Here is a 12209-nt window from a genome sequence, read left to right as displayed (position 1 = left end):
ACGGAATTTCTTTTCGTCTTCGCGAGGATCTTTGCGACGCGGCAATCTTATCTTTTTATAAAAAAACCCGCTCGGCTGAGCGGGTTTCTGTTTTATTCCATGCCGTTCTTTTTGAGGAACGGTGCGTATTTCTTGTCTTCCACCATAATGTGGTTTTTTACCCAGTTTTCAAGGAACGATATGATGTTAAACCCGATAACTTCTTTGCCGGAATCGAGTTTTGCCTTGACCTCGCCCACGGTCTTTTTAAGGTTTTCGTGTATCTCCCTGTGTTTCGCAAAATCGGGGTATCCGTATCTTTTAAACGCTTCCTCTTCCGTGTTGAAGTGGTAAACGGTGTATGAAACGAGGTCGTTAAGTATCCGGTCTATCGTTGACCTTACCTTGTTGTCCCTTATGGCATCATAGAGCTGGTTTATCATATCTATCAGCTTCTTGTGCTGGTCGTCAAAGACCTTTATGCCAAGCTCAAGGTCGCGGCTCCATGGCATATATACGTTCATCTTGTCAGATTTGTATTTTTTAACCTTACTGCTGAGTCCGTCTGAAAGGTCAACAAGGTTCTGACCGGCGCTGAACGATTCTTCAACGGTGGCGACTATTTCCGAAGTTTCAGAGCTTATCTCTGTTGTGCTCTTAGTAACATCAGCCAGCGCAAGGGATTCCTCTTCTTTCGAATGAACGATACCCTCGATCTGCTGTGCAACGTGTTTGATATTGTTGTCTATGGCGTCAATGGATGCCACTGATTCGCCGGAAAGTTCGATACCTTTTTCAACCATCTCAACGGAACTGTGTACCGATTCGGAAACGGTTTTGATGCGCATCTGGAGCTCTTTAATTACATCCTCAATCTTTTTGGTGGATTCGGATGTCTTACCAGCCAGTTTGCGAACTTCATCCGCAACAACCGCAAAACCTTTGCCGTGTTCTCCTGCTCTTGCCGCTTCGATGGCGGCGTTAAGCGCCAGCATGTTCGTCTGCTCGGCAATATCGTTGATTGAGATTACTATCTGTCCTATCTCCTGCGACTGTTTCTGAAATCCTGAAACGACGTCCACTATGGAGTTGATGCTTCCGGCTATCTCCTCCATGCTCTCTTTGCTCTGTGTTACTATCTTTTTGCCTTTGAGCACGTCATCGTTGCATTTGCTTATGCTTTCAAATGATGTCCGGCATTTTTCAAGCACATTGTAGCCTGTTGAGGATAGCTCTTCCGCCGCGGAGCTCACGCTTACTACGTTGTCGTTTACTATGCTTATTCTGTGTCCGACGTTGGTGTAGATTTCGATGAGGTTTTTTGAAGCGCTTTTGATGTTGTTTGATGCGAATCCGAAACTTGCGATGGTTGTTTCAAAGTCCTCCACAGCGGAGTTTATTGAATCCCCCAGTTCCGGCATCGCCTTGGCGGCTTTTTCGTCAACCCGCATCCGCAGGTCTCCGTTTTTGACACTTCTGAGAACATCGGAAATGTTGCTCACGCTGCCTGAGTATGATCCGTGGAATAGTGTTGCGACTGCAATCGCTATCAGAAGTCCGAATACGAGAAGCCCCAGAGAGATTATCAGTATCGACCCCGATGAGTTTTCAAGGAGAGCTTTTGCCGTTTCAGGCTCCATCTTTAACGCTTGTGAAATTTTTCTGTAGTTAAACCAGAAAATGAGGAGAGCTGTGAAACCCTGTAGTAAAAGAATGAATATAACCTTTGGCATCAGATGGTTAGTTTTAATCTGACTCATTATGACTCCTGAACAAAATAAAATACAAAAAATATTAACCTATATAATCTGTGATGTAAATAAATCTGTTAGTTTTTTTTGGAATTAGTATAATATTTACCAGAAATGGTAGTTTTAATGCTGTTTCTATATGTGTATTTTTAATGAAATTGCAAATTAGGAGCTAAAATGTCTTTTATTCATACTGAAAAACTTGAAAAAGAAATGTTTAAAGGGGCGAAAGCCCGTTTCGTTCATTCTGAAAATATGACGATGTCGTTATGGCGCTTCGAGTCAGGTTCCGAGCTTCCCGAACATTCGCACCCTCATGAGCAAATGACAAAATTAATAAACGGTGTTTTCGAACTGACTGTCGGAGACGAGGTGAAGGTGCTCACCCACAGCGATGTTGCCATGATACCTTCGGGTGTCTCCCATAAAGGCAGGGCGATAACCGACTGTGAGCTTTTGGACGTATTCTATCCCGTGCGTGAGGATTACAGATAGGAAGGGTTCTCGTCCGCTTCAGGAAGTGAAACGATGAAGACAACTCCGTTTTGTATGTTTTTGAACGTGATTTTACCGCCCATGTTTTTCTCAATAATTATCTTTGAGAAGTAAAGCCCTATCCCTGTGCCTTTTCCCTCTTCTTTGGTGGTAAAATACGGCTCGAAAATCTTTTCAGAGATATTGTCCGGTATACCAAGCCCGTTGTTTTCAATGGATACTGCGGCGATATGGTTTTCGCTCCAGCTTCTGATTGTTATGCACGGGTTTTTTACGTTGTGCTCTATGAGAGCGTCTTTTGCGTTAGTTATTATATTCACCAGTACCTGAGAATATTCGCCGGGAACGCCAGCCACTTTGCCGCAGGATTCGAGCTCGGTTCTGATCTCTATGCGGCTGTTTTCTATGCCTGCGCGAAGAAGTGTAAGGCTCTGGTTAACGCAGTCGTTCACGTCGAAAAGCACCCGTTCCTTGTCCGGCTTGAAAAAGTCACGGAAGTTGTCTATGGTTGCGGACATGTGCTGGATTATATTGAGACAGGTCAGCACGGATTTATCCAGATATTCTTTTGAAAGTTCGCCGGCATCCTGAGCATCCTGAATATCCTGAATATAGAGTCCTATATTGTTGAGCGGCTGCCGCCACTGGTGGGCTATGTTTGAAAGCATTTCTCCCATAGCTGCAAGTCTTCCCTGCTGGAACATGATGTGTTCCTGTTCCCTGTTTTTTTCTACCTCGTCTTTGACCCGCAGTTCCAAAGAAGCGTTAAGAGCCGTAAGCTCTGCCGTCTTTTCGGCAACTTTTGATTCCAGAGATATGTTGAGTGATCTGAGTTCCTCGTTCTTTCTTTTTATCTCCTGATTGTGCCTGTCGATGAGCTTTTCCATACGGTTGGACATTACGAAGGTGATGAGCCCTGCCAGAGCAAGCACTGCCGAGAGCAGCAGAAGAACCACCCCAAGCTCTTTCACGGAATCCTGTTTTTCGGCCTGCATCCTTTTTGCGTATTCATTTTCAAAATCAGTAAGGTATATTCCGGTGCCTATGTACCAGTTCCAGCCGTTTATGCCTGTCACATAGCTGAGTTTTTTCTCAGGTTTCATTCCGGGAAAGGGGGGCATGACGTATTCGTAAAATCCGCCTCCGTTCTTTGCCAGTTTTATCATATCCTGAACTATGTACTTCCCGTTGGAGTCCTGAACATTCAGCATAAATTTGTTGCGCGCGGGTTTTGTAAGAGAAGTTCCGTTGTAGTCGGACATGAAGATATATCCGTCTTCAGGAAGTTTTATGGATTCAAGCTGGGTTATGATCTTTCCCTGAACCTCCAGAGTGAAGTCGTCGCAGTATTCCCCGTAGCCTATGACCCAGTTGAGGGGTGCGAATTTACGCAGCTTTATCTGTTTGACCGACGTTTGGGCACCGCCTGTATTCATCCATGATGTGGTAAACTCTGCGGTATCGGCATTTTTAAGTTTGGCAAGCGCTTCTGTCATAGCTTTTTTAGGAGCTTTGTTTGGACTTTCAAGGATATTTCTGCCTTCCAGATGCTTCTGCAGCGGCGAGCTTATGACATAACCGTTCATGTCGAAGATAAATATATAATTTTTGCCCCAGACCATGCCGGAAAGAGCCGCTTTGACGTCGTTCATGGCTTCCTTTACGGTTCCGGATTCTTCATATGTGGCCTCAGCGGCGGAATACGCAAGGTTGAGCCGTTCATTTATGCGTTCTTTAAGATCGTTTTCCGATTCTGATATAGTAAGCCGCACCTGTTGGGCAACGCTGTCCACTATTCCTTTCAGCGTCTGTTTTTTACTGTCCATTAGGTTTTGCTTGTTTGTCCGGAGTGTTTTCTCAAAATTGTTATGTTCTTCTATGACAAATCCGACGGCGATAGACATGATTATAAAAGCTATCACTGCGAATGTTGTCAGAAAGTAATATCTTTTGAGTTTTTCTTTATTTTGAGTCATTTTTGCTCCGGTTGCTTAATTTTACTACTGCATTTTAACAGGTGCAACCTAGATGTTTATATTGATTATATGTGAAATAGAGTATATGGATTAATCTGAGGAGGAGACATGAAAAGAATAATACTTATTGTAGTTTGCGTTGTTGTCGGGCTTCTTGTTATTGGCGGCGGAGCATATTTTTACGTTTCGAATACATCAAGAAAGGTCGCAAATCCCCTGCCTATGCCGGAAAGCGGAAAAGTAACCGTTGAAAACGCGGCACCTTTGTTTTATGAAGGTCTGCCCGCGGACTATCTTGTCGTAGATGTCAGAACCCCGCAGGAATATGAGAAGAAGCATACCGACGGTATGCCCAACATCCCCGTTGCCCTTTTTGAAGAGGACGGAGCGTGTGAAAAAATAGTTCCTCAGCTTCCTGAAGGCAAAAAGATAATCTTCGTTTGCCCGTTCGGTCCCCGTGCGGAAGAGATGTTCTATGACCTCACAGATCCTGTTGAAGATGGCGGATGCGGACTTGACCCGCATGGCATGTACTATCTCATAGCAAAAGTTAAATATGGAAAAGACGCTCTTATAATAAGATAAACACGATTTCTATTGCTATCTTTTCGTCAGGCATATATTAATTGTGTAAATGCTTTAACAGGGACGGCATATGGATAAATATATTGCGTCGATTTTTGAAGAGATGAAAGAGGTGCAGACGAGGTTTATCACCGAGAGCACCCCTGTTCTGATAGCCATTGCAACGGAAATAACCCAGTGTTTCGAGAACGGCGGGAAACTGCTTATCTGCGGAAACGGAGGTTCTGCGGCGGATGCGCAGCATATTGCAGCGGAGTTTGTGAACAGGTTTAAGATGGAGCGCCCGCCACTTCCGGCGATAGCCCTTACAACGGACACCTCCATCATCACATCAATAGGGAACGATTACGAGTTCAACGATATATTTCTGAAACAGGTCAGTGCGCTCGGCAGCGAAAAGGACATCCTCTGGGGTATATCCACCAGCGGCAACTCTGAAAACGTCGTAAGAGCTCTGCGCGAGGCGGACAGGATGAAAGTCCGCATAATCGGTTTCACAGGACGAGACGGCGGAAAGATGAAAGGTCTCTGCGACATCCTTTTCCAGTCGCCCACGGACAACACCGCAAGAATACAGGAAATCCACATAGCGGCGGCACATATAATCTGTCAGCTTGTGGATGAGATGATGTTCGGCAAATTTGCCTGATGCAGAAGTTTTGCGGTCTCTGGGGATGCTCCTCAGTCTGGTACTTTTATAACAAAAGACCGGAGGGGCGGGTTACTTTCTTTGTGGCGGCAAACCGGAGGGAATACGAGTTAGTCCTTCAGGAGACCAGATATTTCTTTTCCCGTTCCGCTGTAATAGGATTTCCGGAATACACTCAGGAACCTTTTGAAGAGGCGAGGGTTCTTCCGGAGATAATATCCTCACGTGCCGCGACACTGAATACACTGCTTAACTCCGATGCGCCCTGCATCGTGGTTACGACTCCGTATGCCCTTCTGAAAGGTCTGCCACCTGCGGAAGTATTTAAAAGTGCAGTTATAAATATCAATGTGGGACAGGACTATGACAGACAGGAGCTTGAATACCTTCTGAACTACGCCGGCTACGTTCATGTGGAGCTTGTTGACGGTCAGGGAGAGTATGCCTTCCGAGGAGATATCCTTGAAGTTTTTCCGGCTGATTTTGAAAATCCATGCCTGATAGAATTTTTCGGTGATGAAGCGGAGCGCATCTCCGTTGTGGACAAAAGTACCCGCCGACCGGTAAAGACCATGAAGCACGCGACCCTGCTCCCTGCGTCAGAGGCGCTTTTCGATGCGGAAGATATCAAAAAGCATATAACCGACAAAGACATATTGGATAAAACAGAGCTTTACGGCAAATATGCCGGGTGTCACTGGTTAGCTCCGGCCATTTACGGGCGGATGTCCAATATTCTCGAATATGCAGGCAACAGCTATAATTTCGTTTTCTTTACAGAGGATTACAAAACTCACTTCACAGATATGCTTTCTTTGGCGGACAGACGCAGACCTGAAGGCGAATTTTTCACACATAACTTTATAAACCCCTCTATAATCTATCCGGAATACGACGAACACGAACGGCTTGTTCTGGCGGATATCGTTACCGAGGGCGCGGTGACAGTGCCTTATAAGAGCAGTGCAATGCTTCTCGGAGGAAAAAAAGGGAACGTATATCAGTCCATGGCGGCGGCTATGGACACCATAAGGAACCATACGGAGAAAGGGTACAGGGTTGTCTGTGCCATAGAGAGCGGCAGACTGCTTGAACTGTTCACGAATTTTTCCGTGGACTACGGCTACAGCGCACAGAAAATTTCCGTTCATGCCGAAGTGACCCACGCCGGGCTTTATGTCCTTAATGAGAAACTTCGGGGCGGTTTCATAGACGAAAAACGGCTGCTGGCAGTGTTCAGCGACGAGGACATTTTCGGCGTTGCCCGCAAAAAACCGAAACGTGGCAGGAAAGAGGTTTATTCGACCTCCATATCAGACCTTGAAAGCGGCGATTACGTCGTCCACGTAGACTACGGTATCGGCATATACAAGGGGCTGGTGCATCAGAGCATCGGCGGTGTTGAGGGGGATTTCTTACAGCTTGAATACGAGAACGGTGAATTTCTGTATGTGCCTTTGTCATCCATAGGGCAGTTGCAGAAATACATCGGCTCCGAAGGGGGCAGACCCCGCATAAGCTCGCTCCAGACACAGACGTGGAAAAAGCTGAAAGCGCAGGCGCGCACACGCGCCAAGAAGATAGCCTTTGACCTTCTCCAGCTTTATGCCAAGCGAAAACTGGAAAAAGGTTTTGCTTTTCATGATGACGGGAAGATGACGGAGGAGTTTGAGCAGTTGTTCGAATTTGATGAGACCGACGACCAGCTTACCGCAATACACGACGTATACAACGACATGGAGAACCAACTCCCAATGGAGAGACTGGTCTGCGGCGACGTCGGTTTCGGAAAGACTGAGGTTGCCATGCGCGCCGCATGTAAGGCTGTGGCGGGCGGCAAACAGGTTGCGGTGCTGGTTCCGACAACGGTTCTTGCCCGTCAGCACTATCTGACATTTAAAAAGCGTTTCGGCGAAATGCCTATAAACGTTGAATACATAAGCCGTTTCCGCACTGCGAAAGAGGTTCGTGACATTCTGGAAAGGCTTTCCAAAGGACAGGTGGACATCCTTGTCGGCACCCACAAAATGCTGGGCAAAGAGGTTGAGTTTTCCGACCTCGGTCTGCTCATCATCGATGAGGAACAGCGGTTCGGCGTCTCCCACAAGGAGAAGATTAAAGCCATGAAAACCAATGTGGATGTTCTATATCTTTCCGCTACGCCTATTCCCAGGACATTACAGCTTTCGCTTTCCGGAATACGTGACATCTCCGTTATAGATACTCCGCCTGTGGACAGGCTGCCCGTTATAACTAAGGTTGTCAAGAAGGACGAGGAGATTAAGACCGCAATTCAGCGCGAGCTTGAGCGCGGAGGGCAGGTTTTCTATCTGCATAACAAGGTTGAAGATATTGAACAGGTAACTGCCGGCGTGCGCAGTATGCTTCCCGGTGCCCGCGTAACGTTTGCCCACGGGCAGATGGACGCGCAGACGCTGGAAAAGATACTGATGGACTTTTATGCCGGAGAGACGGATATTCTGGTTTGCACAGCTATTATCGAGAACGGGATAGACATCCCCAACGTTAATACAATAGTGATAAACGATGCCGCCCATCTGGGGCTGGCGCAGATTTATCAGCTTAAAGGAAGGGTCGGGCGTTCCGTGCGCCGCGGCTACTGCTATCTTGTGGTGCCGAACTTCTCCGGTCTTTCACAGGTTGCCCAGAAGCGTCTTAAAATCATCCAGCAGCTTTCAGACCTCGGCAGCGGGGTTAAGATTGCTTTCTATGACCTGCAGCTCCGTGGTGCAGGCGACCTGCTGGGGGCTGATCAGTCCGGCTTTGTGGTGAAGGTTGGCTATGAACTTTTCATCGCCATGATAGATGAGGCTGTGAAAGAACTTAAAGGAATAACGGATATCTTTACGGACACCGAGATAATCACAGCCGTTCCGCATTATATTCCAGCCGACTACATTGAGGATACGCGGCTCAGGCTTGATTACTACCGCAAGTTTTCATATGTCGTCACAGAGGAAGAGGTGGCGGGACTTCTTGAGGAGATGGAGGGGATGTTCGGAGGGACAGGCGAGCAGACAAAAAACTTTGCCCGTATAATGCTTCTGAAAAACCTTGCCGGAAGGGCGAATATCGAAAAAATATTTATCTATTCCAACCGCATTAAAATGAAATTTACGAAAAACAGCCTTGTTTCGCCTCCTGTTCTTATGGACAGCGCTTCACAATGCGGCGGTATGCTTAAATTTGACGATGAATTTACCCTGTCGCTGCTTTTTGAAAAGGCAGAGAAAACGCTTCCGTCAGCCGCTGTGTTCCTCTCACTCATAGCTCCGGTACGGGAATAAAGACTATTGCAAATTGGTTAGCTATTAAGTAATCTGTTGCTATGAAGAGACTACCTTTCATTATCCTTATAATTGCCTCGCTGATTATTTTCGCAGGATGCGGAAAGAAAGAGAAAGAGAATGCGCGGGAACAGGACACAAAGACAGAGGACACTGAAGACCTTTCAAAACCCTTCGTAACAATCAATAAAGAGGTTTTTACCAAAGGGGATTTCAAAGATTTCATATCCTATACAAACGCCATGATGGATCCTGAAAACAGAGACAATAAGGCTGTGCTGGATTCTCTTAAAGAAGATTTCATACGCCACAGGCTTCTTTTGCAGCAGGCGAAGAAAGAGGGCGTAAAGATTGACGAAAAGAAATTCAAAGAGCTTCTTGATACTTTTAAAAAAGAACAGGGCGAACAGACCATAACAGAGATGCAGAAACAGTATGACCTTGATTTCGGCAAAATTGAGGAACTGCTGCGTCAGAGGGTTATCGTTACGGAACTGCTCAGCGACGAAACCGGCAATATAACCGTTTCCGACAGGGAACTGAAAGAATACTATGAAAAACGCAAAAGTGAACTTTCGGATGTCGCGCTTGCTCATATACTCCATATAGTTACCGCAGATGAGAAGAAAGCACGCGAAGCCCTCACTATGATGAATAAAGGTATAAGTTTTGCGGAGGTTGCGCAGAAATATTCCATCGCACCGGAAGCGGAACAGGGCGGCGATCTTGGGTATATTGACGTTTCTTCCTATCCGGATGTCTTTTCCGAGGCGCTTAAACTGAAACCGGGGCAGACCAGCGGCGTTCTTAAATCCGAGTTCGGATACCATATCTTCCGCCTGGTTGATATTAAAGGAAAGGTAAATTCGTTCGACTATTATAAGGCTCAGTTGAAAGACGAGCTTTACGGAATAAAACAGGAAAAAAAATTAAAGGACTATATCGATGGCTTATATGAAAAATCTGAAATTGTTTTTGCTGACGGCTCTTCTCTCGGTTCTGGCTTACAGTAGCGCAAGCGCGGAGGTCATAAACCGCGTCTTCGCAGTTGTCGGAGATAAGGCAATCACACAGTACGATGTTGAATCGCTGAACCCTCAGCGTCTTAAACTCATCTACACCAAGTTTAAAGGTGACGAGAGAAAGCAGCAGCTCAACGATTTCTACCGCGATAATCTGGAAAATCTCATCGATAACTACGTTGTTGAAATTGCCGCCGCAGAAGAGGGCGTTCGGGTTTCCGATGCGGAGGTTGAAGGCGCGCTTCAGGATATCATGCACAGAAACAACGTCAACAAAGAGCAACTGGAAGAACTTCTCGCTGCTCAGCACCAGACATATGAGCAGTATAAATGGAAAATCAAAGTGGATATCCTTACAACAAGACTGATGTCCTCTGTTTTCCGTCCGAAAGTTGTCGTTACTGATGATGATTTTAAGAACTATGTTGCAGAACACGAAAAAACTCTTGATCTGTCCGATATGTACGAGCTTCGCATGATGAAATTCACATCAAAGGAGAAGCTGGACGAGGCTATGAAGGATTATGAAGAACACAAGAGCTTCCGTGATACAGCTATGAAATATTCAGAGGACAAGCTGGCTGAAAACGGCGGCTATCTGGGCTGGGTTGAACTCGGTTTCCTTGACCCCAAGATACGCGGGCTTATCGGCGATATGAAACAGGGAATCACAAAACCCATAGAGGACGTGGACGGCTTCAGAGTTTTTTACGTTGAGGGATACAGAGACAAATCCGAAGTTGAAAGCGATAAAAAAGAGAACATCATCAAAGCAATGAAAGATAAGAAAGCTAAAGAGGCTTTCGAACAGTGGCTCGCTGATAAAAAAGACGAGATTTTCATACAGAGGAAATATGCGGGTTGATAAGTTTCTCAAGGTGATGATGCTTATAAAGCGCCGCTCTGTGGCAAACGAGATGGCGGACGAGGGGTTTGTTAAGCTCAACGGACGCATCGCAAAGCCCTCTGCTCAGCTTAAAACAGGCGATATTCTTGAAATTGACACATGGAACATGTATAAAAAGCTGGAAATAACCGCTCTGCCGGATAAGGGCAGTGTTCCAAAACAGGACGTTGATAAATATGTCCAAGTGATTGAGTATAAAGCGAAAGAAGATATCTGAGTTAAGCCCCGACATTTCGGGGCTTTCATTATTGTGAAAAAGCACCTACCTACCGTAAATGATTGTTTGAAGATTTTCTTATATGTGGTAATATTTTTTTCATCAATCATATAGGAGGAATTCAGGACAATGAAAAAATTTCTTATATCTGTCCTTGCCGCATCATGTATGACGACGGCGTTTGCCTATGATAAAGGCGAAATGTACATTGCACCTGCACTGGGGTATCACTTCTTTGATTCCGAGCACGATCTTGACGATGCGGCGGAACCTGCGTTCAGATTCGGAAAGTTTCTTTCCGAAAGATACGCACTCGAAGGGGAGTTTGCGTATGCTGATGCAGACAAAGACAACGGCGGAGAGGTCAGCGCGACCACACTCAGCCTTAACTCTCTTATCCACTTCAACCTTAACGGTGCTGTAAGACCTTACCTTCTGCTTGGCGTAGGCGGTATGTTCTATGACGACAACCACGCAGGCGTTATCGGCGGTGTCGGTGCGAAAGTTCCCTTTAACGACACAGTCGGTCTTGACCTTCGCGTTAAAGATATGTTCATGACAGACACACGCAATGATATCGTTCCCTCTGTCGCCCTTACAGTTGCTTTCGGCAAACCCGCACCCGTTGCTAAGGCTGCACCCGCTCCGGCACCTGTTAAAGAAGAGCCGGCACCTGCTCCCGCAGTTGTTGAAAAAGCACCCGCTCCCGCGGCTGTTGCAGTTGCTCCCGCTGACAGCGACAAAGACGGCGTTATCGATGACGCTGACAAATGCCCCGGAACACCCGCAGGCGCTCCTGTTGATTCTATGGGCTGCCCTCTTGATTCCGACGGCGACGGCGTTTACGACTATCTCGACAAATGCCCCGGTACCAAAAAAGGCTACAAAGTTAATGCTGAGGGATGCTTCATTGCTGCAACTCTGAATGTAAACTTCAAAACTAACAGCGCAGTTATCGCGGATGGATATGATCAGGAAATCAGCGATTTCGCAGCATTCCTGAAAGCTAACCCCTCTGTTAAAGTTGAAATTCAGGGTCACACCGACAGCGCAGGTTCAGACAAATACAATCAGAAACTCTCTCAGAAAAGAGCTGAGTCTATTGTAAGCGAACTTGTAAACAAATACGGCGTTGATTCTTCCACACTGACAGCAGTCGGCTACGGCGAATCTCAGCCTATCGCTCCCAACGACACTCCTGAAAACATGCTTAAAAACCGCAGAATAGAAACTGTAGTTAAATAAGCATAACAGACTTATAAAATTGGAAAGACCCCGTTTGCCTGAGCGCAGCGGGGTCTTTTTTTCATCAGATTATTT

The 12209-nt window shown here is 46.2% G+C and carries 10 protein-coding genes; 8 read left to right on the top strand and 2 right to left on the bottom strand.

The annotated features are described in order from the left end of the window. Nucleotides 1-92: 92 nt before the first annotated feature. Nucleotides 93-1739, bottom strand: coding sequence for a bacteriohemerythrin (locus tag Q7P67_RS06810; RefSeq protein WP_303851202.1), 1647 nt, complete (start codon nt 1737-1739; stop codon nt 93-95). A 168-nt stretch (nt 1740-1907) separates the two neighbouring features. Here Q7P67_RS06810 and Q7P67_RS06805 point away from each other — a divergent pair, with 168 nt between their 5' ends. Beyond that, nucleotides 1908-2225 (top strand): cupin domain-containing protein, encoded by a 318-nt coding sequence (locus tag Q7P67_RS06805; protein ID WP_303851201.1) that lies wholly within the window; start codon nt 1908-1910, stop codon nt 2223-2225. Here Q7P67_RS06805 and Q7P67_RS06800 read toward each other — a convergent pair. After that, entirely contained in the window at nt 2216-4201 is a 1986-nt protein-coding gene (locus tag Q7P67_RS06800) for a cache domain-containing protein (RefSeq protein WP_303851199.1), read from the bottom strand. The genes Q7P67_RS06805 and Q7P67_RS06800 overlap by 10 nt on opposite strands. 108 nt (nt 4202-4309) lie before the next feature. On the opposite strand from Q7P67_RS06800, the gene Q7P67_RS06795 reads away from it, so the two are divergent. The 7 genes from Q7P67_RS06795 (at nt 4310) to Q7P67_RS06765 (ending at nt 12134) form a co-directional block, all read left to right on the top strand. Then, nucleotides 4310-4786, top strand: a complete 477-nt coding sequence (locus Q7P67_RS06795; RefSeq protein ID WP_303851198.1) for a rhodanese-like domain-containing protein — start codon at nt 4310-4312, stop codon at nt 4784-4786. Nucleotides 4787-4856: 70 nt separating this feature from the next. Beyond that, on the top strand, nt 4857-5435 hold the full coding sequence (gene gmhA / locus Q7P67_RS06790; RefSeq protein WP_303851197.1) for a D-sedoheptulose 7-phosphate isomerase: 579 nt from the start codon (nt 4857-4859) through the stop codon (nt 5433-5435). After that, the gene (gene mfd, locus Q7P67_RS06785; RefSeq protein WP_303851196.1) at nt 5435-8743 is read left to right on the top strand and encodes a transcription-repair coupling factor; all 3309 of its coding nucleotides are present in this window, start codon (nt 5435-5437) and stop codon (nt 8741-8743) included. The genes gmhA and mfd overlap by 1 nt, the downstream gene beginning before the upstream one ends. Before the next feature lie 41 nt (nt 8744-8784). Then, nucleotides 8785-9756 (top strand): peptidyl-prolyl cis-trans isomerase, encoded by a 972-nt coding sequence (locus Q7P67_RS06780; RefSeq protein ID WP_303851195.1) that lies wholly within the window; start codon nt 8785-8787, stop codon nt 9754-9756. Then, complete coding sequence (locus Q7P67_RS06775; RefSeq protein WP_303851194.1) at nt 9698-10630, top strand: SurA N-terminal domain-containing protein; 933 nt, start codon at nt 9698-9700, stop codon at nt 10628-10630. The genes Q7P67_RS06780 and Q7P67_RS06775 overlap by 59 nt, the downstream gene beginning before the upstream one ends. Then, nucleotides 10620-10889 (top strand): RNA-binding S4 domain-containing protein, encoded by a 270-nt coding sequence (locus Q7P67_RS06770; protein WP_303851193.1) that lies wholly within the window; start codon nt 10620-10622, stop codon nt 10887-10889. Before Q7P67_RS06775 ends, Q7P67_RS06770 begins: the two co-directional genes overlap by 11 nt. 129 nt (nt 10890-11018) lie before the next feature. Then, complete coding sequence (locus Q7P67_RS06765; protein WP_303851192.1) at nt 11019-12134, top strand: OmpA family protein; 1116 nt, start codon at nt 11019-11021, stop codon at nt 12132-12134. The last annotated feature ends 75 nt before the right edge of the window (nt 12135-12209 follow it).

Source organism: Seleniivibrio woodruffii (genome assembly GCF_029267515.1).
GTDB classification, from domain to species: domain Bacteria; phylum Chrysiogenota; class Deferribacteres; order Deferribacterales; family Geovibrionaceae; genus Seleniivibrio; species Seleniivibrio woodruffii_A.
This window is presented reverse-complemented; position numbering and strand designations above follow the sequence as displayed.

What these genes read in the sequence shown, in the direction of transcription:
- Q7P67_RS06810 (WP_303851202.1), bottom strand. Translation starts at nt 1,739, where the DNA reads ATGAGTCAGATTAAAACTAACCATCTGATGCCAAAGGTTATATTCATT.
- Q7P67_RS06805 (WP_303851201.1), top strand. Translation starts at nt 1,908, where the DNA reads ATGTCTTTTATTCATACTGAAAAACTTGAAAAAGAAATGTTTAAAGGG.
- Q7P67_RS06800 (WP_303851199.1), bottom strand. Translation starts at nt 4,201, where the DNA reads ATGACTCAAAATAAAGAAAAACTCAAAAGATATTACTTTCTGACAACA.
- Q7P67_RS06795 (WP_303851198.1), top strand. Translation starts at nt 4,310, where the DNA reads ATGAAAAGAATAATACTTATTGTAGTTTGCGTTGTTGTCGGGCTTCTT.
- gmhA (WP_303851197.1), top strand. Translation starts at nt 4,857, where the DNA reads ATGGATAAATATATTGCGTCGATTTTTGAAGAGATGAAAGAGGTGCAG.
- mfd (WP_303851196.1), top strand. Translation starts at nt 5,435, where the DNA reads ATGCAGAAGTTTTGCGGTCTCTGGGGATGCTCCTCAGTCTGGTACTTT.
- Q7P67_RS06780 (WP_303851195.1), top strand. Translation starts at nt 8,785, where the DNA reads ATGAAGAGACTACCTTTCATTATCCTTATAATTGCCTCGCTGATTATT.
- Q7P67_RS06775 (WP_303851194.1), top strand. Translation starts at nt 9,698, where the DNA reads ATGAAAAATCTGAAATTGTTTTTGCTGACGGCTCTTCTCTCGGTTCTG.
- Q7P67_RS06770 (WP_303851193.1), top strand. Translation starts at nt 10,620, where the DNA reads ATGCGGGTTGATAAGTTTCTCAAGGTGATGATGCTTATAAAGCGCCGC.
- Q7P67_RS06765 (WP_303851192.1), top strand. Translation starts at nt 11,019, where the DNA reads ATGAAAAAATTTCTTATATCTGTCCTTGCCGCATCATGTATGACGACG.